Genomic DNA, 20,223 nt, shown 5'->3' on the forward strand with positions numbered 1-20,223 from the left:
TCAAAATCGATAGCGCAGAAGCAGGCCATAGCTGCGCGGGCGGCCCGGCACGCCCAGGTAAGAGCCGACGAGACGATTGAAGCCCGGCCCGCCGCCGAGCACCGATCCGATCAGGCCGCAGTTCACAAGATAATCGGTATCGGTCAGGTTGCGCGCCCACGCCTGGACGTCGATCCGGTCGCCATTCATGCGGACGCCGACACGGGCATTCAGAAGGCCATAGCCCTTCTGCCGGCAAATCGGGTCGCCTGTCTGATCGAGATTCTGGGCGCTGGTGTAGAGACCGTCGAGGCCGCCGTAGACTTCCGCCGTCTTCCCGATCGGCACCGAATAAAGCGCCGAACTCGCGAGCTGCCAGCGCGGCGCATTGGCAAGATCGGAGCCTGACCGATCGCCGAAGCCGCCGCCCGGAAGCGGCCCGTTCGGATAGTTGCGATAAGTCGCCTTGTTATAGGCGGCCGATCCCATCAGCGACAGACGACCCAACTCCGCGCTCGCTTCGAACTCCACCCCGCTCGACCGCGCGCGCGCGGCGTTGGTCGTCCGGATTTCGGGCGGATCGAAAACATTGACCTGCAGATCCTTGAAATCGATGCGGAAGGCCGAGAGCGCTACCGAGACCTTGCGGTCGAGCAGCAACGCCTTCAGTCCGACTTCGTAATTGCGCGCCGATTCCTTGCCGAACTCGAGCCGGGCGGGATCAAGCGACGCCGCGCTGCCCGAAAGCCCGCCGCCGTTGAACCCGCCCGACTTCGAGCCCTCCGAATAAGTCGCATAGACGTTGAGGTCGCGTGCGACTTCGTAGGAGATGCTGCCCATGAGCGCGAGATCGCGCTCGGTCCGTTCGAACCGCGTCGGAGGAAAGGAGAGGAAACCCGCAAGCCCGCCGAACAGCGTGCCCACTGTCTGCGAGGTTACGAAATCGCGATGCTCACGGTCGCCGCGCACGCCGACGCGCAGCGTGAGCCGCTCGGTCGGCTTGAAGCCAAACTGGCCGAAGATCGCCTTGCTGTCGATATCGAGGTCGGTCTGCGCCAGCTGCTGCGTGCCCCCGAAGACCGGCGGCAGGCCCGCGAGCGTCGCGTCGTCGACATTTGTCTGCAGATCGCTCTCCAGACTGGCCTTGTGCAGATAGACGCCGACAAGCCAGTCGAATGGCCCGTCGCTGGTCGAGACGAGGCGCAGTTCCTCGCTCAGCTGCCACTGCTTGTTGTCGCGGCCCGACCGGAAATAGGGTTCAGCGCTGAAGTCGAGGTCGATGAAATTCTTCGAGGTGAAACCGCGGTAGCCGGTGAGCGAGGTCAGCGACGCCCCGTCGAAATCATAGGTGAGATTTGCGAAGCCGCCCCAGCTCTTGACGCTGTTTTCTTCCGCGTTCGGCGTCTTGGATACCGTCCGATCATAAACATTGCCCGGTGTGACCGCAGAAAAGGGCGGCGGCAGGAACAGGAAGGCCGGGTCGAAGCCAACCAGAAGCAGGTCGCCGATCGAGCTGTTGGTGCGATCGCTCTGGAAATCGGCGCCAAGCGTGACGGTCAGATCATCGGCGGGCTTGGCGAAAAACTTCGCGCGAAAGCCGTATCGACGAAGATCGCCGACCGCAGCGCCATCAACGCTGTTGCGCCGGAGCCCGTCGTCGTCGCTGAAATATCCGCTGACCGAGATCGCGGCGACGTCGCGGATGACCGGCACCTGGACATTGCCGCGCAACCGGATGCTTTCGTAATTGCCATATTGGGCATCGAACACCGCCTTGCTGTCTACGAGCGACGGCGTTTGGGTAATGATGTTGATCGCACCAACGGTCGAATTCTTGCCATAGAGCGTGCCCTGCGGCCCGCGCAGAACCTCGACGCGTTCGAGATCGATCAATTCGGGATTGAGCTGTTCGGGGCGCTGCAGATAGACGCCATCGACATAGAAGGCGACGTTCGGATCGATCCCGGGCTGCGTATTGCGTGCGGTGCTGGTCAGGCCGCGTATCGTGACCTTGTTGTCGCTCTGGCTGCCTTGCCCGAAGTCGAGCCGGGTATTGGGAACGAAGCGTGCCGCGTCTTCGAGCGAGCCGATGTTGCGCTTCTCGACGAAATCGGAACCGATCACCGAGATCGCAAGCGGCAGGTCGATCACGCGTTCGTCGCGTTTCTGCGCCGTCACCACGATGTCGACGCCAGACTGTTCGGCCTCCCCCGCCGCCTCTTGCGCCATTGCGCCCGGGCTCCCCATTCCCGCCAGCAGCGCCAGAACCGACACGCAAGCGATCGCTCTTCCGTTTCCAGACATCCCCATCTCCCACGGCACCCGCATTTTTGCGGCTATGGTACGAAGGTCCCCCAATTGCTTGACACTGACAAGTAATCAATTTGACAGTGTCAAGCAATGCGCAAAATGGCGCTAGACGGGCTTCGCAATCCCGGCAGCCCGAAAGGATCGTCCCCTATGACCGACAGCGAAGAATTGGTGCATCTGTCACGCCGCGGCCCGGTGTCACTGATTTCCTTCCAGCCGCTCGCCGACGGAACAATCTCCACGGTCGGGGCTGCGGCGCTCGGCCAGATCATCGAACGCGAGCTCGGCGATGACGACATCCGCGCCATCATTCTTACCGGCGCCCGCGACGGCATCTTCATCCGTCATGGCAATCTTGCGGAGATCGGCCAGGCGGCGGCATCGCTGGCGAGTGGCGCCGTTACAGAAGAGGATTTTCTCGGGTCGCCGTTTGCGACCCTTTGTGCCCTGCTCGACGGCGCGACAAAGCCGGTCATAGCGGCCATCAACGGTCACTGCATGGGCGGCGGATTCGAGATTGCACTTGCCTGTACGATGCGGATCGCGGCCGCATCGACGAGCGCGATCGGACTTCCGGAAATTCGCATCGGCATTCCGCCGGGTGTCGGCGGCCCGCAGCGATTGGCGAGGCTGATCGGATGGCACCGCGCGCGCCTCTTCGCGCTAAATGGCACGGTCCTCGACGCCGGCGAGGCCCTTGCGACGGGAATCATCGATGAAGTTGCGGACGATTCTGTCCAGGCTGCCATCCGGAAGGCCGACGGGTTCGCGAACCGATCCGCTTCCGCGGTTTCAGCGATCATGGAGCAGATGCGACCGACCGACGATCAGCAGGTCCACGAGAGCATTCTCGGCTTTGCCCGTTGCCTCACAGCCGACGGTACGGCCGATGCCTTTGCAGGGCTGGCTACGGCAAAAATCGCAATTGAGCAGCTGGACTAACTCGCAGCCATTGGCCGGTAGGAGACCGTCCGGTTCTGGACGGAACAATTCGAATTCAGACGTTCGCAAGTCTCGTGCGGCCTAAGCTTCCTCGCAGGCGATCGAACTCCGCGGCAACATGCCGGACGTAGGGGAGCCCGCGGTCGCAGATCGCCAGATCGGCCCCATCCCATTCGATAAGGCCGCGCCGCTCATACTCTCCCAAAGCCTGTCGGACTGTCATTTGGTCGCCGGCGCCCAGAAGCGTGCGGCCACGACACAAGAGATCCCGGATATGGCCAGCGCGTCGCTGTTGTTCGCTACCACTATATACTCCCCGCACCGCAGCGAGCCGATCCTCTGCGACGACATCGCGGTAATGACCTGCTCTCTTCTCATTCTGGACGATGAGGTCGGGAAAGCGGCTTATGGCACTGGCGCCAAAGCCGATCAGCACTGGCGCATCATCGTCGGTAAAGCCCTGAAAGTTCCGGTTGACGCTTCCCTCTGCTGCCGCAGCCGCAAGCGAGTCTCCCGGCAAGGCAAAATGATCGAAGCCAACAGGGATGTAGCCGGCTTGTGTCAGGCGTTCATATCCTCGTTCAGCCTGTTCGAAGCGCAACCGCGCGTCCGGCAGGTCCGTCGCGTCGATCCGCCGCTGACGCGGGATCATGTCCGGAAGGTGCGCATAACCGAAAAGCGCGATCCGGCTCGGCGCGAGTCGGATCGCTTCGTCCAGCGTTTCATCGAGATCGGCGAGGCTCTGACCGGGGAGCCCGTACATCAGGTCGAAATTGATCGCATCGATGTCGCGGAGCCGCAACGCCGCGACGACACGCTCGATGTGCGAGAGCGGTTGTATCCGTCCGATCGCCTGCTGGACATGCGGTGCAAAGGTCTGCACGCCGAGGCTCACGCGGGTCACGCGGGCGGCCGCGAGCACAAGCGCCCAATCGGACGAGAAGCCGCGTGGATCGAGTTCGACCGATATGTCGGGCCGATGCGCGTCGAACAGCGTCAGCAGAAGATCGAGCAGGCGGACGAGTTCGACCGGCGCGATCGCATTCGGGCTGCCGCCACCGAAGGCGATGCGGCGGACGCGGCCGCGGCCTCCGAGCCGCTTTGCGACGAGCGCGATCTCCGACTGTAGCGCAGCGAGATAGTCCGCGAGGCGTTGCTTCCGCCCGGCCGCGCCGGTGTTGCATCCGCAATACCAGCAAATCTGCTCGCAAAAGGGGATATGGACATAGAGCGAGAGCGGCGTCGCGGCTTCGACCCTGTCGAGCGCCTCGCCATAGGCTTCTGCCCCGACATCGTCAGTGAACTCCATCGCCGTGGGGTAGCTGGTGTAGCGCGGCACGGGCCGGGCGAGCAGATCGGGATGATAAGACCACATGAGGCTGGCTTAACCGCCGAAGATCACGACAGCATTGATCGGGATCAACACTCGTCGCGTCAGCAACATCCCGGCTTCTTTCCTGTCGGCCTGTCACGCCGCTCGGTGACGACGTGACAGGCTTTGGCGCAGCCATTCTCGTCGCGCGGTGGAGCGGCCGGATCGGTAGGAAGGATGAGATGCCTCACACCGCCGCCGCAGGTCGGAACGCGCAGGACACGGGCATCGCTCGCAAGCGGCGCCAGCGCTAATCCAGCGGCGGCGGCCATGGCGGTGAGCCGGCGCGCGGTCATGACGGTTGATCCTGGTCGTCCTCGACAAAGATGCGAAGCGCTGCGCCATCGAGATCCTCAAACTGGCCTTGGCGGAGCGACCAAAAGAAGGCGGCGAGCCCAAGCAAGCCAAGCCCGAGCGCGACCGGAATGAGAAGGATAAGACCGTTCACCGTATTGCGGCCTTGAGGCGAAGGGCGTTGCCGACGACAAGGAGCGAGGATCCCGACATGGCAATCGCCGCAACGAGCGGCGTAACCAGCCCAAGGAAGGCGAGCGGTACGGCGATGACGTTATAGAAGATCGCCAGCATGAAATTCTGCCGCACAATCGCCTGCGTCCGCCGCGCCATCCGGATTGTCTCGACGACGGGCATCAAACGGTCGCCGAGGAAGATGCAGTCGGCGGCATTTTTCCCGACATCGCTCGCCGAGCCCGGCGCCATCGACGCATGGCCTGCCGCGAGCGCGGGCCCGTCGTTCAGCCCATCACCGATCATGAGGACTTTATGCCCGAGCGCCGCCTGGCGCGCGATCGCCTCGAGCTTGTCGTGCGGGCTCATCGCGGTCTGCGCCATGATACCGAGTTCGCGCGCGACGGGCGCGACGGCTTCGGCGCGATCGCCGGACAGGATCATGGCGCCTATCCCCTCGCCGCGCAGCGCTTCGATCGCCTCGGCGGCGTCGGGGCGCAACTGGTCGGCGAAGCGGATGGTTGCGACGGGGCGGCCGTCGACTGCGAGCTGGGTGACCAGCGCGTCGCCGAGCTCGGTGCCAATCGGACGCCCGAGGGTCACCGTGCGATCGGACCAGTGGCCCTCGACACCGAAGCCCGGCGTCTCGCGGATCGATCGAATGTCGGCCGGACGGACGTCATAGACCTGAAGACCGCGGGTCAATGCTTCGCTGAGCGGATGGCGGCTCGCCTGCGCCAGCGCGAGGATCAGCGACTTGATGCCGATATCGAGGCGATCGAGTCCGTGCGCTTCGGGTCGTCCGAGCGTCAGGGTTCCGGTTTTGTCGACAAGCGCGAGATCGACTTCGGACAAGCGTTCAAGCGCCGAGCCGTCCTTAATAAGCACGCCGCCACGCATCAGCGAACCGGCGGCGACGATCTGCGCCGCCGGCACGGCGAGACCAAGCGCGCAGGGGCAGGTGATGATCAGCACGGCGGCCGCGATGAGCAGGCTCTGGTGCCAACCCGCACCCGCGATCATCCAGCCCGCAAAAGCGAGGAGCGCAAGCGTATGAACGGCCGGGGCGTAAAGCCGCGCCGCGCGGTCGGCGATGCGAACGTAGCGCGATTTGCCCTGCGCCGCCTCGCCCATCAGCCGCGCAATGTCGGCGATCGCGGTATCGGCGCCGGCGGCGGTCACACGCACGCGGATCGGTGCATCGAGATTGAGCGTCCCGGCGTGGACGGCATCTCCAAGGCGAACCGTCTGCGGGGCGCTTTCGCCGGTTAGCAGCGACAGATCGATGCTGCTCGACCCGCCGGCGACGACACCATCGGCCGCAAGCCGTTCGCCGGCAGCAACGAGCATGACCATCCCCGGTTCAAGCGCCGTGGCATCGACCCAGTGCGTCGAACGTTCGTGGCGATAGACCATCGCACCGGTGCCCATGTTGCGAAGCAATGCTGTGACGCCTCCACGCGCGCGATCGCGCATCACGCTATCGAGCCAGCGGCCACAGAGCAGGAAGAAGAGCAGCATCACCGCGCCGTCGAAATAGGCGTGAGCGCCGTGCGTCGCCGTCTCGTAGAGGCTCATCACGCTCACGAGGAGCACCCCGATGCTGATCGGGACATCCATGTTGGTGCGCCGATGGCGCAGCGCGCGCCAGGCCGAACGGAAGAAGGGGCGACCGGCATAAGCGACAGTCGGCAATGCGATCATAGCCGACAGCCAGTGGAACAGGTCGCGGGTAGCCCCCGTCGCGCCCGACCAGACCGATACCGACAAGAGCATGATGTTCATCATCGCGAAGCCCGACACAGCGACGGCACGCAGCAACTCGCGCGTCGTTTCGGCCTCGGCGCTGGCCTCGTCGGCGCCCGTTCCGATCGGGTGCGCCTCGAACCCCAGCGTGGCGAAGGCGCCGAGGAGATCGGGCATTTCTGCGTCCGATGCGCAAGAAACATGCACGCGCTTCTCGGTGAAGTTCACGCGCGCCGCAGCGATGCGCTTGTCGCGCACGAGCCCCTGCTCGAGTTTCGCGATGCATCCCGCGCAGCGAATGTCGGGAACGGCGAAGTCGCGTTCGACCAGCGCGGAAGCAGCAGCGGCGGTCATTGCACATCCTTCCGGTACCGCGCTTCGTCGCTGCCGTGCCGCACGACAAGGTCGAGCCGCCACCGCCCGGGCGCCAGCGGGCGGGTCGAGCGCAGCACGCCGCCTGCCGTGGGCTCGAAATGGAGCGCGGCGGGCGCGGTGCGCCCAACCGGATGATTGACGGTCGCCGACACGCGGAGGTCGGCGAGCGGGCGGTTATTCTTGCCTATGGTCAGCAGGACATGCCGGGCGGGGTCGAGGCTCACGGTCTCGGTCCAGCCGAGGCGATCCTGCGCTTCGGCGCGCTTCAGCCATTCGTTATAATGCTGGCTCGCGACATAGCTGTTATCGACGACCGTCCCCCCGAAGGTCGAGGATGCGAGGCGCGCCATCGTGAAGTTGACGGTCATCACGACAGCGAAGAAGGCGACCAGGATCGCCGTCATATGCCAGCCGGTGAAGGCCTGAGAGGTCGGTCGCTCGGTCATTGTCCTGGCTCCGGTTGGTCGAACTGGATGGTCTCTGAGTCGCCGCCGGGATCGCGATCGAGCGCGCGGGCCGCGATGGTGAAATCCTGGCGCGCCGGTCCGCCGCCGGGTGCGACGACGAAGAGCTTGACGCGGGTGACGCTGTCGGGTGCGAGCGGCACTTCAATCCGGTCTCCCGCAGCTCCGCGCGATCCTGTCTCGGACCAGAGCGCGGCGCCCGGGAGGCCGCTGACGGTCACCGCGACCCGGCGCGGCCGCGCCTCCATGTTGCGGAGTTTCAGTGTATAGGTGTTGCGAATATGACCGTCGGAGAGCTGGACATAGAGCGGACTGCGCTCGTGCTGGACGGCGAGATCGAGGCGGGTGCGCTGGCCGAGCGAGAAGAGCATCGCGGCGCCGATCGCACTCCACACGCCGAGATAGAGCAAGGTTCTCGGCCGCATCAGCGTTTTGCGCACCGGCTGCGCGACGCCGCCGGCCTTTTCGGACGCGGCATCGTCGAGCGTGCAATAGTCGATGAGCCCGCGCGGCCGCCCGATCTGGCTCATCACCCCGTCGCAGGCATCGATGCACAGCGCGCAGGTGATGCAGCCGATCTGCGGCCCCTCGCGAATGTCGATGCCGGTCGGACAGACCGCGACGCACTGGTTGCAGTCGACGCAGTCGCCGAAGGTCCCGGGGTGCGCTTGCCCCTTCTTGACGCTGCCGCGTGGTTCGCCGCGCCAGTCCTTGTAAGTCACCAACAGCGACTTCTCGTCCATCATCGCGGTCTGGATGCGCGGCCAGGGGCACATATAGATGCACACCTGTTCGCGCATGAAGCCGCCGAGAACGAAGGTCGTCGCGGTGAGAACCGCCACCGTTCCATAGGCGATCGGCGCCGCCTGCCCGGTCCAGAAATCATGAGTCAGCGTCGGCGCGTCGGCAAAATACATGATCCACGCGCCGCCGGTCCAGAAAGCAACGGTGAGATAGACCAGATATTTGAGACCGCGCTTCGCCAGCTTTTCGATAGACCATTGTCCGTTCGCAAGCCGTAACTGCGCGTTGCGGTCGCCATCGATCAGCCGGTCGACGTGCTGGAAGAGGTCGGTCCACACCGTCTGAGGGCAGGCATAGCCGCACCAGGCGCGCCCCACCGCGCTCGTGACGAGGAAAAGACCGATCCCCGCCATGATGAGCAGGCCTGCAACATAGTAGAATTCATGCGGCCAGATTTCGATCTGGAACATGTAGAAGCGCCGATGCGCGAGATCGACGAGCACCGCCTGGTCGGGGGCATAGGGACCGCGATCCCAGCGGATCCAGGGCGTGCCATAATAGATGGCAAGCGTGACCGCCATGATCGCCCACTTCAGCCGGCGGAAGAAGCCGTCGACCTTTTTGGGATAGACGCCCTTGCGCGCTGCATAGAGCGAGGCCGGGGCGCCGGTCAGATCCTCAGGGCTGGCCATCGGCTCCCTGTCCTTTCGCGGTGGGCGCCACAGGCGTCTTCTCTCCGCCGCCCAGCGAATAGACATAGGTCGCGAGCATCTTGATGGTGACCGGGTCGAGGCGCTCGCCCCAGCGTGGCATCACGCCGTTGCGCGGCTGGTTGATCGTGGCAGTGAGGCTGTCACGGTCGCCGCCGTACAGCCAGATCGCATCGGTGAGCTTCGGTGCGCCCACCTGCCGCCCGCCCTCGCCGCCCGCGCCGTGGCATACCGCGCAATTGGTCTCGAAGACAGTTGCGCCACGCGCGGACGAGGGACTCGGCTTTTCCTGCCGGCTGATCACGCGCACAAAACTCACGGCATCTGCAATTTGCGCGGGTTCGAGAATGCCGTCGCGCCCGAATGCGGGCATCTGGCTGGTGCGCGTGCCCGGGTGATCGGGGTTCCGGATGCCGTTCGTGATCGTGTAATGGATCGAGCCGAGATCTCCGCCCCAGAGCCAGTCGTCGTCGGTGAGGCTCGGATAGAGCTTCTTGAGCCCCGCCCCGCCCGCGCCGTGGCACTGAACGCAATGGACGCGAAACGCTGCGCCGCCGCCCTGCACCGCAGCCTGCATCAGCGCGGGCTTGGCTGGCAGATCGACGATATCGGTCGCAGCGATCGCGTCGACCGTCGGCGCGCGGCGCTTCGCGTCGGCGGCGAGCTCCTGTTCGAGCTGGCCGCGGCTCGACCAGCCGAGTGCGCCCTTGGTGGCGCCATCGATCATCGGCCAGGCCGGATAGAGTATGACATAGCCCAGTGCCCAGACGATGGTCAGGTAGAAGGTCCACAGCCACCAGCGCGGCAGGGGCGTGTTAAGCTCCTCGATGCCATCCCATTCATGGCCGACCGTGCTCGTGCCGGTCGCCTCGTCGATGCGGTTTCCGCCGGTGGGTGTCTGGTTGTCCAAGTCAGCCATGTTCGTCGTCCTTGAAGATCATACGTGCGGCGGCGTCGTTGCGCGGGCGCGCGGCCTTGCGGAACGGCCAGGCGACGAGGCCGAGGAAGAGGATGGCCATGGCGAGGAGCCCCCAGCTGTCGGCGAAATGGCGGAGCGCGTCGTAGCTCATGGCGCTTTCGCTCCGGCCGGTGCGGTTTCGGCTTCGTGCGGACGTTCCTGCGGCCCCGCCTTGTCGACGTCGACGAGAGTGCCGAGCATTTGGAGATAGGCGACGAGCGCATCCATTTCGGTGATGCGGTCGGGATCGCCGTCGAAGTCGCGAACCTGCACCTTGGGATAGCGCTTGGCGAGATCGCCTGCCCCTGCCTCAGGATTGGCCTGCGCAGCGATATCGTCGTTCGCCTTGGCGATATCCGCCTTCGAATAAGGCACGCCGACGCGGTAAAGCGCGGTGAGATCATTGCGCATGTCGCCGGTTTCGAGATCGCGATCGGCAAGGAAAGCGTAGGGCGGCATGATCGATTCGGGCACGACGCTCCTGGGATCGATCAGATGCGCGCGATGCCATTCGTCCGAATAGCGGCCGCCGACGCGCGCAAGGTCGGGTCCGGTGCGCTTCGATCCCCATTGGAAGGGATGATCGTACATGCTCTCGGCCGCGAGGCTGTAATGACCGTAGCGTTCGACCTCGTCGCGGAAGGGACGGATCATCTGGCTGTGGCAGGTGTAACAGCCCTCGCGCATGTAGATGTTGCGCCCGGCAAGCTCGAGCGGAGTGTAGGGCCGCATCCCGTCGACCTTCTCGATCGTATTGTCGATCCAGAACAGGGGCGCGATCTCGACGATGCCCCCGATCGTGACCGCAACGAGCGCGAACAGGCCGAGCAGGCTGACGTTACGCTCGAGAGTCTTGTGGCTGAAGCCCTTTGCGGCCTTCTCTTTTGCCATGAGTGGGCTCCTTATTCGGCGGGCGCGATGGCGAGCGGGCGATCCGCCGCCGCATTGTGGGGAGTTTCGGTCATCGGCTTCTCGGCGCGGACCTTGCCCGCGAGCGTCGCCCAGACGTTGACGATCATGATGAGGAAGCCGGCGAGATACATCGCCCCGCCCGCCGCGCGGATCAGATACATCGGATGCATGGCTGCGACGCTTTCGGCGAAGCTGTAAACGAGGTAGCCGTCGGCGCCATATTCGCGCCACATCAGGCCCTGCATGATGCCCGCGACCCACATCGACGCGGCGTAGAAAACGATCCCGACGGTTGCGAGCCAGAAGTGCCAGTTGACCATGCGCAGGCTGTAGAGGCGCGGACGGCCCCAGAGGCGCGGCACCAGATAATAGACGCAGGCGAAGGTGATCATGCCGTTCCAGCCGAGCGCGCCCGAATGGACATGACCGATCGTCCAGTCGGTATAATGCGACATCGAGTTGACCCATTTGATCGACATCATCGGGCCTTCGAAGGTGCTCATGCCGTAGAAGGCGAGCGCCATCACCATCATGCGGATGATCGGGTCGGTGCGGATCTTGTCCCACGCGCCGTTCAGCGTCATCAGGCCGTTGATCATGCCACCCCAGCTCGGCATCCAGAGCATGATCGAGAAGACCATGCCGAGCGTTTGCGCCCAGTCGGGCAGCGCGGTGTAATGAAGATGGTGCGGTCCCGCCCAGATGTAGAGGAAGATCAGCGACCAGAAGTGGATGATCGACAGGCGGTAGGAATAAACCGGCCGCTCGGCCTGCTTCGGCACGAAATAATACATCATCGCGAGGAAGCCCGCGGTCAGGAAGAAGCCGACCGCGTTATGCCCGTACCACCACTGCGTCAGCGCATCCTGGACGCCCGCGAAGGCGGCATAGCTCTTCGATCCGAAGATGCTCGCAGGCATCGACAGATTGTTGACGAGGTGCAGCATCGCGATGGTGATGATGAAACTGAGGTAGAACCAGTTCGCGACATAGATATGCGGCTCGCGGCGCTTCACGATCGTGCCGAGGAAGACGACGAGATAGGCGACCCAGACAATCGTCAGCCAGAGATCGACATACCATTCGGGTTCGGCATATTCCTTCGCCTCGGTGACCCCCATCAGGTAGCCGGTCGCGGCGAGCACGATGAAGAGCTGGTATCCCCAGAAGACGAAACGCGCGAGCGTCGGGAAAGCGAGCCGAGCGCGGCAGGTGCGCTGAACGACATAATAGCTGGTCGCGATCAGCGCGTTGCCGCCAAAGGCGAAGATCACCGCCGAGGTATGCAGCGGGCGCAGGCGCCCGAATGTCGTATATTCAAACCCTAGATTGAGCGCCGGAAACGCGAGCTGCAGCGCGATGAACAGCCCCGCCGCCATCCCCGCGATGCCCCAGAACAAGGTCGCGATGACGCCCCAGCGGATCGGGTCGTCGTCATAGACGCCCTCGTCCGCGGGCATTTTGAGCAAGCCGCGCGCGATCGCCTCATAATTGGCGCGCGACACGGTCGCCCAGAGCATCAGCAGGCAGGCGAACGCGACGATGATCATGTGAACGGCAAAGGGCGCATCGACCGCCACCGCAGCCATCACCAGCGCAAGGAACGCCAGCCCGAGCCAGCCTCCCGCCTTTGCTACCAGAGTATCCATAACGCTTGCCCCTGCCGTCGCGCGGCTTCGATGCCGCAAGGTTCGGGACCGCTCTTGGGCGCGCGGGCGGGCAAAAACATTGACCAGGATCAACGAATAAATTGCGCGGCATCAATGCCGGGCGGAGCTGCGCGGTGCAGGGAGCGCCGGTCAACGCAAGGAGCACCGACATGAAAAGAAGCCATCTCCCCATCGTCGCAATGGCGGCCGCCTTGGCAATTCCCGGCCAGGCATATGCCAAGACCGGCGACGTCCAGTTCAAGATTTTTGCGACCTATGTGGCGCCCGACGGCAAGATCAGCGACGTGAAGCTCGATGCGATCGGCTTGCCGGCAAACACGCAGGCAAAGGCCGACGACAATATCACGCCGACGGTGGCGATCGAATATTTCGTCGCCGACGCCATCTCGATCGAGACCATCGCCGGCGTGACCCAGCATGACGTCAACGGACGCGGCGGCCTCAACGGCGCGACGCTGGTGTCCGATGCGAAGATCGTGCCTGCGACACTCACCCTCAAATATCATTTCGGCAAGGATGGCGGCATCCAGCCCTATGTCGGCGCGGGTCCGAGCTATTTCATCTTTATCGACGAGAAGCCCGGCGCCACCACGCGCGCGCTCGGCGCAACGCGCCAGAAGATGGGCGACAAGCTCGGGGTCGCGCTGCAGGCGGGCATCGACATTCCGGTGAACGACAAGGGACTCGCCTTCTCGCTCGACGCAAAGCGCTATTTCCTGCGTCCGACAGCGACCTGGTTTGCCGGAGCCACGCCTGTACTCAAAACGCGCCACACGCTCGACCCATGGGTACTCAGCGCCGGCGTCGCCTTCCGCTTCTGATCATGCGGAGGCTCGGGGAGATGCTCATCCCGCCATCTCCCTGAGCGCTGCGGCATCGTTGATGCGGATTTCGCGCCGCGAAGGCAGATCGATAAGCCCGTCGGAGCGCATCCCGGTCAGTTGTCGGCTCGTCGTCTCGATCGTGAGGCCGAGAATATCGGCTATCTGCTGACGACCAAATGGCAGCTCGAACACGCCTTGTTTCCCGGGTCGGCAGCCATGGTCAGACAGCCGCGCGGACATTTCGAGGAGGAAGGATGCAACCTTCTCGGATGCCGACTTGCGCCCGAGAAGCAGCATCCAGCCCCGCGCGCGATCGAGTTCATCGAGCGTCCGGCGGAGCAGTTTCTGCTGAAGGTCCGGATGGCCCGAAGCAAAATCGTCGAAACTGTCGCGGTTGAAGATGCAAAGCTCGGAATCGCTCATCGCGCTGACGCTATAGGGACTTTCGACGCCAAATGGCCGACCGATAAAGTCGGACGGGAAGACGACGCCGACGATCTGCTCGCGCCCGTCGGCGGTCGCGGTCACAAGCTTCAGCACCCCTTCCAGGACATTGGCTACGACGGGGGCATCGTCGCCCTCCCAGAGAAGCGTATGGCCGCTCGAGACGCGCTGGCGTCGGCCCATTTTGCCCAGCAGCAGCAATTCCTCGCGACCGAGGCTTGCGCAGATCGCGCGGTTGCGAACGATGCAGGACAGGCAGTCATTCATGGTGCGCTGACGGTCCGGGCGGCTTCACAGACCTGCACGTCGATCAATGTGCAAGCAGCAGCGGCGCGGGGGCGGCCTCGAGCAGATAACGGGTGACGCCGCCGAACAACGTCTCGCGAAGCCGCGGCTTCCCGTACGCCCCCATGACGATGAGCCCCGGCGCCATGTCTTCCGCGATAGTCTCTAGGATTTCTTCGGGTGTCTGTTGTCCGCGCTCGACGCGGCGGAGTTCCCCATGCACGCCGTGGCGCGACAAATAGCAAAGCGCGTCCTCGGCGCCCACGCGCCCCTCGTCGGGGCCGACCTGCACCATCACGACACTGCGCGCGTCGCCCATGAGCGGAACCGCGGCGCGCAGTGCGTGCGCTGCCTGCGGGCTGCCGTTCCAGGCTATCATGACCGGTGCATCGAGATCGATCGGCTTGCCCTCGGCGGGCAGGGCAAGCACGGGAGCCGGCACGGTCATCGCAAGATCGCCGACGATCGCGCCTTGCGCGAGGCCGCGCCGGTCTCGGGCACCTAGCGAGACAATGACCAGGTCCGAGAGGGTCGCGGCGAGCGCAAGGCATCCGAGCACCTCGCCGTCCGCCACGGCGATATCCCAAGGCACATCTTCGCGGGCGAGCTGCGCGCCGAGCGACGTCTCGAGCTCGGCGTCAGCAAGCTGTGCCTTGGCGAGCTGCTCGCGCGCCAGGTACAGGCCGCCGAACGGATCTGCGGCGATGAACTGCTGATAGGGCGAGGCGATCAGGAAACTCAGGTGCGAGCGGAAGCGCCGGCCGATTTTCAGCGCGCTCTCGGTACGGGCTGCCATGGCAGGGCTCGCGTCGGCGTGAATCAATATGTTCCGCATGAGATGTCTCCTCCAAGGTGAGCAAGGGAAGACCCGAAACGAGCGCGATTCATTGACCAGGATCAAAATTCGCGCGCGCCCACGGTCCGTATAATTACGAACTGCGCGCCGCGCGTGCGGCGCTAGCCTGTCGCCAGCAAAGGAGCAGGCGATGCCGAGACATGGCGCGTTTCAGAGCGGAAGTGCGGCCGGGCGGCGGAACCCGCCCGGTCGCCGGCCGACCGATCCCAAGCCGGTGTTCCGCGAACTGCGCAGGATAGCCGGTACGCTGACCCTGCGCACCGCACCGCTTCGCCAACCCGAGCCGCCCGAAGGAGAATGCACGTGATGAGCCTTGCAAACGCACCCGACCGGACGTTGAGCGACGCGGGTGAGATACATCTCCTGACGCGAAACGGCGTCGAGCTGCGCGTCCGGCCCGTAGCCGAAAGCGACACGGACATCGTGAATCGGTTTTTCGATAGCCTGACGCCGGACGATATGATGTTCCGCTTTCTCAGCGGGCAGTCGCATTTGTCCAACGCGCAACTCACCGCGATGATCGAAGTCGATCATCGTCACCGCGAACATCTTCTGGCTTTTGATGCCGATACAGGATTGCTCGCGGCCAGCCTTCTGATTGCGGCCGATGAGGCCTTCGTCAGCGCCGAGGTCGCGATCGCGGTCGCCCCGGACTACAAGACGCGCGGCGTTGGATGGACGCTGCTCAGCCATGCCGTCGATCTCGGTCGCAGCCGCGGTCTCAAGACACTACGCTCGATCGAGAGCCGGGCCAATCGCGGCGCGATGGAGGTCGAGCGAACGCTCGGCTTCCATGCGAGCGATTATGACGGCGACGCCACGCTCGCGCTTCTCGAACTCGATCTGGCCACGCCGGCCTGAGGGGCCGGATCTGCAGGGAGCGGGCGAGGAGAAGCGCGGTCGTGTCCGAAACCTATTATGCCATGCAGATGGAGACTCCGGGAGCGCCCCTTCGCTACATCGAGCGGCCGCGCCCGGAACCAAGACCTGGCGAGATCGGGATCGCCATAACGGCGTGCGGCGTGTGCCGGACAGATCTTCACATTGTCGACGGCGAACTGAAGTGCCCGCTTCCGATCGTGCCCGGTCACGAGATCGTCGGCCGCGTGCATGCGCTCGGTCCCGGCGTGACCGGTTTCCGGCGAGGTGATCGCGTCGGGGTGCCATGGCTTGCGAAGAGTTGCGGTCATTGCCCCTATTGCAAAGAGGGCCGCGAGAATCTCTGCGATACGCCCGCTTTCACCGGCTTCACCCGCGACGGCGGCTTTGCCTCTTATTGCATCGCCGATGCGGCTTTCGTCTTCGCGCTCCCCGAGGCCTTCGACGATGTCCATGCCGCGCCCTTGCTGTGCGCGGGCCTGATCGGCTACCGCGCCTATCGCCTCGCGGGGGATGCCCCGCGGCTGGGCCTCTATGGGTTCGGCGCCGCGGCGCATATTCTTGCCCAGCTCGCGTCGGCCGAGGGCCGTGAGGTTCATGCGTTCACGCGCGAGGGCGACAGCGCTGGTCAAGCCTTCGCGCGCCGCCTGGGTTGCGTCTGGGCGGGCGCGTCGGGCGACGCTCCACCCGGCGCGCTCGACGCCGCGATCATCTTTGCGCCGTTCGGGGCTTTGGTGCCCGAGGCGCTGCGCCGGGTCCGGAAGGGCGGACGCGTGATCTGCGCCGGCATTCATATGAGCGACATCCCAGCCTTTCCCTATGCGGACCTCTGGGAGGAGCGCATGATCGCGTCGGTCGCCAACCTGACCCGCAGGGACGGAGTGGAATTTCTCGAGGTGGCGGCGCGAACCGGCGTCGAGACGTTCGTCACGCCCTTGCCGCTAAGCGATGCAAACCACGCGCTCGACCGCCTTCGGCGCGGCGAGGTTTCGGGTGCACTCGTCCTTATCCCCACGAATTGATGCGCCTTGAGCTTCGGCGATACGGGCTATTCCTAATGGCGGCGTGGCGCGCTCCGCGCGAAAAGATCGCTGGCGGCAACGCTTCGACAAGGAGAACCGGGATGAACGGGAGCGATGAACATAGGCGCCGCGCGGGGCGGCCAAGCGAATGCCCCGATTGCGAGCCACCGGCCCGGCCCGCGAAGACCTATCCCGAGACGCCCGCGCCGAGCCCGGACAATCAGCCGCTGCGCACCCCGTCCGAGACGCCGGTCATGCCCGACAGCCATCCTGAAGCCGTTCCAGTCGAATATCCCGACTGACAGCGGTTCTCGATCAATCAATACGGCCGATCGTACAAAACCCCGCTTGTCAGTGACTTGGCGAAGGCGCTCCATTCCGCGTGAGGCGGGTTACCGCATCGATCAAGGCATGCTCGCGAAGCGGCTTCTCCAGAATGAGAGCGAAGCCAGCGTCGGTCGCGCGAGCGCCGAGTTCCGTCGACCCATAGGCAGAAATCAGAATGGCGGGCCCCTGCCAGCCGTCGGCGCGAAGCGAAGCGAGCATCGCGATCCCGTCGCCACCCTCCAGCCGATAGTCGACGATCAAGCAGTCCGGCGCGGTGCGCGCGGCCTCGGCTAGCGCCGGATCGGCCGCGGACCAGGCCTTGGCCGCAAATCCGCGCCCTCGCAGCAGAAGGAGCAGCGAACGCCTTACCGCCGGATCGTCCTCGACGATAAGGACCGAGGGCGGAGCCCCACCCCACCCTTGTCTCGCGGTCAGCATATCCATGGCCCCTGTTATCGCTGCAGCGGTTGGGCCGGCGTATCCACGCCGCCGCGTTCAAAGGAAAATATCGAGTTCTTCGGGCTCGCCCGGTCGCAGAGGCAAGCCCGAAGCCCGTAAACAGACGACGATCGCATCAATGGGCCATCAGCAAGGGATGCTTGCTTTTGGTCAGCAGATTCCTGGTCGTACCGCCGAATGTTTCGCGCAGCCGGCCGCGGCCATAGGCGCCCATGACAACATAGTCAGCGCGAAACACCTTCGCCTCATCGGCGATCAGGAAGTCGGCGTGGAAGCGTCCGATATCCGTGGAGCGAATAGCCGCCTTGATGCCGTGGCGCGAGAGGTAGGCGGCGGCGGCCTCGGGCGTGGTATGGTTGTCCGGACCATGGGCGGTGAAGATCTCGACCTCCTTGGCGAACGCCAGAAGCGGCACCGCGGCGCGCAGGGCCGCTGCCGACGATGGCCGGCCGTCCCAGGCGACAAGCGCTCGATCGAGCTCGAAGCGCTCTAGTCCTTCGGGAACCGCAAGCACCGGAGCGCTGGCGCGGGCGACGATACGGCTCGTGATGTCGCGCATGTCGGGCATCGGGAAGCCATCGAGCGCGCAGTTCACGATGATGAGATCGGCGAGGTCGGCGGCATCGAGCACGGCATTGGCGATCTCGGCCTGCGCGTCGACCCAGCTCCAGCTCACATCCTCGCGCGCGAGCCGGTCGCTGACAACCGACTTGTTTTTCGCCTCGCTCTCGCGTTCATCGAGCAGCACGACGGTCTCGGCGAAACCGAAGCCATCGCCGGCGATCAGAGGATAGGGGGTCACGTCGATGCAGGTGAGGTGACCCTCGACCGCGCGGGTAATATCGAGCGCAGCCTGCAACCGCGCCTCCTGACCATGATCGTCATGCACCAGCAGCAGGATATTCTTCATGAGCCATCTCCTTCCAGTCGCCAGCCAGATTATGAAGCGGCTGGGGCAGCCGATATGCGCAATGATACGGATATAAGGGCGGCCGCCCGGACGATCCGGACGGCCGCAGGTTCGCCTCTTCCCCAAGGCGAGTTCGATCAGCGATCGACCGCGAGATAATCCTGGACGTCCGAGACGCCCGGAGCCGACCAGGCGGCGGTCTCGGCGATACGACGCTCGCCCCAATCCTTCACATGACCGCGCAGTTCGACCGTGCCGCCATGGGCCAGCACCGTCACGCCGCTCGCATCGAGGCCTGCCTGACGTTTGAAGGCGGCCGTAATGCGCGCCTTGACGTCGTCGGGCCGAAGGATCGGACCGATCTTGATCATGTTCGACACCCCGGTCACCCCCGAGATCTGCCCTGCGGCGCGCGCGACTTCCTTCGAAATGAAATTCCAGTCGACGGTGCCGGTCAGCGTAACGAAGCCGCGCTCGACCTTCACCTTGACCTGATCTTCCGGTAGCGGGACGGTCCAGGCAATCATGTCTACGATGCGCCTGGCGATTTCATGATCCGCCGTCTTGGGGTCCGAGGCGAAGCGCACCTTGAGCTCCTCGGCCAGCGCGCGCACGCCGGCGACCCGGCGCACGGCGCGCTCGGCCGCAAGCTTCTGCGGATAGCTTTTGACATAGCCCGCAAGGGTGACAACGCCATGGGTCACCGCAACGCCGATATCGGTGTGATCGACGCTCGGATCCCATTCGAGTTCGGCGATGACGTCATCCTGGAGCTGGTCGTCTTCTTTCTTCAGCATCTTCGCTCTCCTTTTGAGAGGGGGCCGCCGAGAGGGGAGGCCACGAAAGGCTCGAAGGCGCGGCCGTCAAGCATGGCCAGACATTGGCGAACGCGGCGCCGCTTTCGCATCCGTTACTTTCCGTAAGGAGGATCCCGCTTGGGAGCTTCCCCGATTCTACATGTCCTGCGCCCGCCTTAGGTGACGGATCGCGCCGGAACCGGCCGCGAGGATTGCGGACTCTCCCTCACCTCAGCCGGCCACCCGGGTGACCATCCGACCTGATGAAGGGAGCGAAAGAATGAACGACCTCACCCCGACCCGGACCGCCAACAGCACACCCGCCGAGGCCGAGCTCGGTGCGATGAACTGGTTACGCGGCGAACTCGATCGCATGTTCGAGGAATTCGCGCTGCCCGGCCGCAGCATCCTGAGCTATGTTCCGCGCCTCGTCAGTCCGGTACCGGCCGTCGAACTCGTCGATGAGGGCGACTGCTACAAGCTGACGGCCGAGCTCGCCGGACTGACTGAAAAGGACGTAAGGCTCGAGGTCGCCGATGGCGTGCTTCTCCTCGCCAGCGAGAAGGACGAAACATCGGAGCGGCACGAGAACGGGCACATCATCAGCGAGCGCCGTCACGGCAGCTTCCGCCGCCGGATTTCGCTGCCCACCGATGCCGATGCGGACAAGATCGAGGCGAAGTTCAAGCATGGCCTTCTGACGGTCAAGATCGAGAAGGCAGAGAAGCCGCGCGACCATGTCCGCAAGATCAAGATCGGGGGCTAAAAGC

21 protein-coding genes are annotated in these 20,223 nt (G+C 64.5%); 6 read left to right on the forward strand and 15 right to left on the reverse strand.

Annotation, left to right across the window (positions count from 1 at the left end):
* The gene (locus L7H23_RS05280) at positions 1-2,208 is read right to left on the reverse strand and encodes a TonB-dependent receptor (protein ID WP_237838308.1); all 2,208 of its coding nucleotides are present in this window, start codon (positions 2,206-2,208) and stop codon (positions 1-3) included.
* Between the two features lie 231 nt (positions 2,209-2,439).
* Between L7H23_RS05280 and L7H23_RS05285 the strand changes: the two genes are divergently transcribed.
* Positions 2,440-3,231 (forward strand): enoyl-CoA hydratase/isomerase family protein, encoded by a 792-nt coding sequence (locus L7H23_RS05285; RefSeq protein WP_237838309.1) that lies wholly within the window; start codon positions 2,440-2,442, stop codon positions 3,229-3,231.
* 55 nt (positions 3,232-3,286) lie between these two features.
* Here L7H23_RS05285 and hemN read toward each other — a convergent pair whose 3' ends face one another.
* The 9 genes from hemN to ccoN form a co-directional block, all read right to left on the reverse strand.
* A complete protein-coding gene (gene hemN, locus L7H23_RS05290; protein WP_237838310.1) occupies positions 3,287-4,606 on the reverse strand; it encodes an oxygen-independent coproporphyrinogen III oxidase in 1,320 nt (439 codons plus the stop codon).
* A gap of 289 nt (positions 4,607-4,895) precedes the next feature.
* Positions 4,896-5,051, reverse strand: coding sequence for a cbb3-type cytochrome oxidase assembly protein CcoS (ccoS, locus tag L7H23_RS05295; protein ID WP_237838311.1), 156 nt, complete (start codon positions 5,049-5,051; stop codon positions 4,896-4,898).
* A complete protein-coding gene (locus L7H23_RS05300; protein WP_237838312.1) occupies positions 5,048-7,171 on the reverse strand; it encodes a heavy metal translocating P-type ATPase in 2,124 nt (707 codons plus the stop codon). Before L7H23_RS05300 ends, ccoS begins: the two co-directional genes overlap by 4 nt.
* Positions 7,168-7,638 carry a FixH family protein gene (locus L7H23_RS05305; RefSeq protein ID WP_237838313.1) on the reverse strand — a complete coding sequence of 157 codons (471 nt, stop codon included), beginning with the start codon at positions 7,636-7,638 and terminating at the stop codon, positions 7,168-7,170. Before L7H23_RS05305 ends, L7H23_RS05300 begins: the two co-directional genes overlap by 4 nt.
* Positions 7,635-9,092 (reverse strand): cytochrome c oxidase accessory protein CcoG, encoded by a 1,458-nt coding sequence (gene ccoG / locus L7H23_RS05310; RefSeq protein WP_237838314.1) that lies wholly within the window; start codon positions 9,090-9,092, stop codon positions 7,635-7,637. The genes L7H23_RS05305 and ccoG overlap by 4 nt, the downstream gene beginning before the upstream one ends.
* Positions 9,079-10,029: a cytochrome-c oxidase, cbb3-type subunit III gene (gene ccoP, locus L7H23_RS05315; protein WP_237838315.1), complete on the reverse strand. Its 951-nt coding sequence runs from the start codon at positions 10,027-10,029 to the stop codon at positions 9,079-9,081. The genes ccoG and ccoP overlap by 14 nt, the downstream gene beginning before the upstream one ends.
* The gene (locus L7H23_RS05320) at positions 10,022-10,180 is read right to left on the reverse strand and encodes a cbb3-type cytochrome c oxidase subunit 3 (RefSeq protein ID WP_237838316.1); all 159 of its coding nucleotides are present in this window, start codon (positions 10,178-10,180) and stop codon (positions 10,022-10,024) included. The genes ccoP and L7H23_RS05320 overlap by 8 nt, the downstream gene beginning before the upstream one ends.
* A complete protein-coding gene (gene ccoO, locus L7H23_RS05325) occupies positions 10,177-10,959 on the reverse strand; it encodes a cytochrome-c oxidase, cbb3-type subunit II (protein ID WP_237838317.1) in 783 nt (260 codons plus the stop codon). Before ccoO ends, L7H23_RS05320 begins: the two co-directional genes overlap by 4 nt.
* 11 nt (positions 10,960-10,970) lie before the next feature.
* Positions 10,971-12,629: a cytochrome-c oxidase, cbb3-type subunit I gene (gene ccoN, locus L7H23_RS05330; RefSeq protein ID WP_237838318.1), complete on the reverse strand. Its 1,659-nt coding sequence runs from the start codon at positions 12,627-12,629 to the stop codon at positions 10,971-10,973.
* A gap of 170 nt (positions 12,630-12,799) precedes the next feature.
* On the opposite strand from ccoN, the gene L7H23_RS05335 reads away from it, so the two are divergent.
* Complete coding sequence (locus tag L7H23_RS05335) at positions 12,800-13,471, forward strand: OmpW family outer membrane protein (protein WP_237838319.1); 672 nt, start codon at positions 12,800-12,802, stop codon at positions 13,469-13,471.
* 24 nt (positions 13,472-13,495) lie between these two features.
* Here the strand turns inward: L7H23_RS05335 and L7H23_RS05340 are convergent, their stop codons facing one another.
* Both L7H23_RS05340 and L7H23_RS05345 read right to left on the reverse strand, forming a co-directional pair.
* Positions 13,496-14,185 (reverse strand): Crp/Fnr family transcriptional regulator, encoded by a 690-nt coding sequence (locus L7H23_RS05340; RefSeq protein ID WP_237838320.1) that lies wholly within the window; start codon positions 14,183-14,185, stop codon positions 13,496-13,498.
* A gap of 43 nt (positions 14,186-14,228) precedes the next feature.
* Complete coding sequence (locus L7H23_RS05345) at positions 14,229-15,038, reverse strand: universal stress protein (RefSeq protein ID WP_237838321.1); 810 nt, start codon at positions 15,036-15,038, stop codon at positions 14,229-14,231.
* A gap of 327 nt (positions 15,039-15,365) precedes the next feature.
* On the opposite strand from L7H23_RS05345, the gene L7H23_RS05350 reads away from it, so the two are divergent.
* The 3 genes from L7H23_RS05350 to L7H23_RS05360 all read left to right on the forward strand — a co-directional run bounded on the left by L7H23_RS05350 (position 15,366) and on the right by L7H23_RS05360 (position 17,262).
* Positions 15,366-15,920 carry a GNAT family N-acetyltransferase gene (locus L7H23_RS05350; RefSeq protein ID WP_237839123.1) on the forward strand — a complete coding sequence of 185 codons (555 nt, stop codon included), beginning with the start codon at positions 15,366-15,368 and terminating at the stop codon, positions 15,918-15,920.
* Between the two features lie 62 nt (positions 15,921-15,982).
* On the forward strand, positions 15,983-16,960 hold the full coding sequence (locus tag L7H23_RS05355) for a zinc-dependent alcohol dehydrogenase family protein (protein WP_237839125.1): 978 nt from the start codon (positions 15,983-15,985) through the stop codon (positions 16,958-16,960).
* A gap of 101 nt (positions 16,961-17,061) precedes the next feature.
* Positions 17,062-17,262 carry a hypothetical protein gene (locus tag L7H23_RS05360; protein WP_237838322.1) on the forward strand — a complete coding sequence of 67 codons (201 nt, stop codon included), beginning with the start codon at positions 17,062-17,064 and terminating at the stop codon, positions 17,260-17,262.
* Positions 17,263-17,311: 49 nt separating this feature from the next.
* Here the strand turns inward: L7H23_RS05360 and L7H23_RS05365 are convergent, their stop codons facing one another.
* The 3 genes from L7H23_RS05365 to L7H23_RS05375 form a co-directional block, all read right to left on the reverse strand.
* Positions 17,312-17,731 carry a response regulator gene (locus L7H23_RS05365; protein WP_237838323.1) on the reverse strand — a complete coding sequence of 140 codons (420 nt, stop codon included), beginning with the start codon at positions 17,729-17,731 and terminating at the stop codon, positions 17,312-17,314.
* Positions 17,732-17,861: 130 nt separating this feature from the next.
* A complete protein-coding gene (locus L7H23_RS05370) occupies positions 17,862-18,656 on the reverse strand; it encodes a universal stress protein (RefSeq protein WP_237838324.1) in 795 nt (264 codons plus the stop codon).
* Positions 18,657-18,793: 137 nt separating this feature from the next.
* Positions 18,794-19,453, reverse strand: a complete 660-nt coding sequence (locus L7H23_RS05375) for a BON domain-containing protein (protein WP_237838325.1) — start codon at positions 19,451-19,453, stop codon at positions 18,794-18,796.
* A 280-nt stretch (positions 19,454-19,733) separates the two neighbouring features.
* Here L7H23_RS05375 and L7H23_RS05380 point away from each other — a divergent pair, with 280 nt between their 5' ends.
* Entirely contained in the window at positions 19,734-20,219 is a 486-nt protein-coding gene (locus tag L7H23_RS05380; protein WP_237838326.1) for an Hsp20/alpha crystallin family protein, read from the forward strand.
* Positions 20,220-20,223 lie beyond the last annotated feature (4 nt).

The organism is Sphingopyxis sp. BSN-002, from assembly GCF_022024275.1.
Lineage (GTDB): Bacteria > Pseudomonadota > Alphaproteobacteria > Sphingomonadales > Sphingomonadaceae > Sphingopyxis.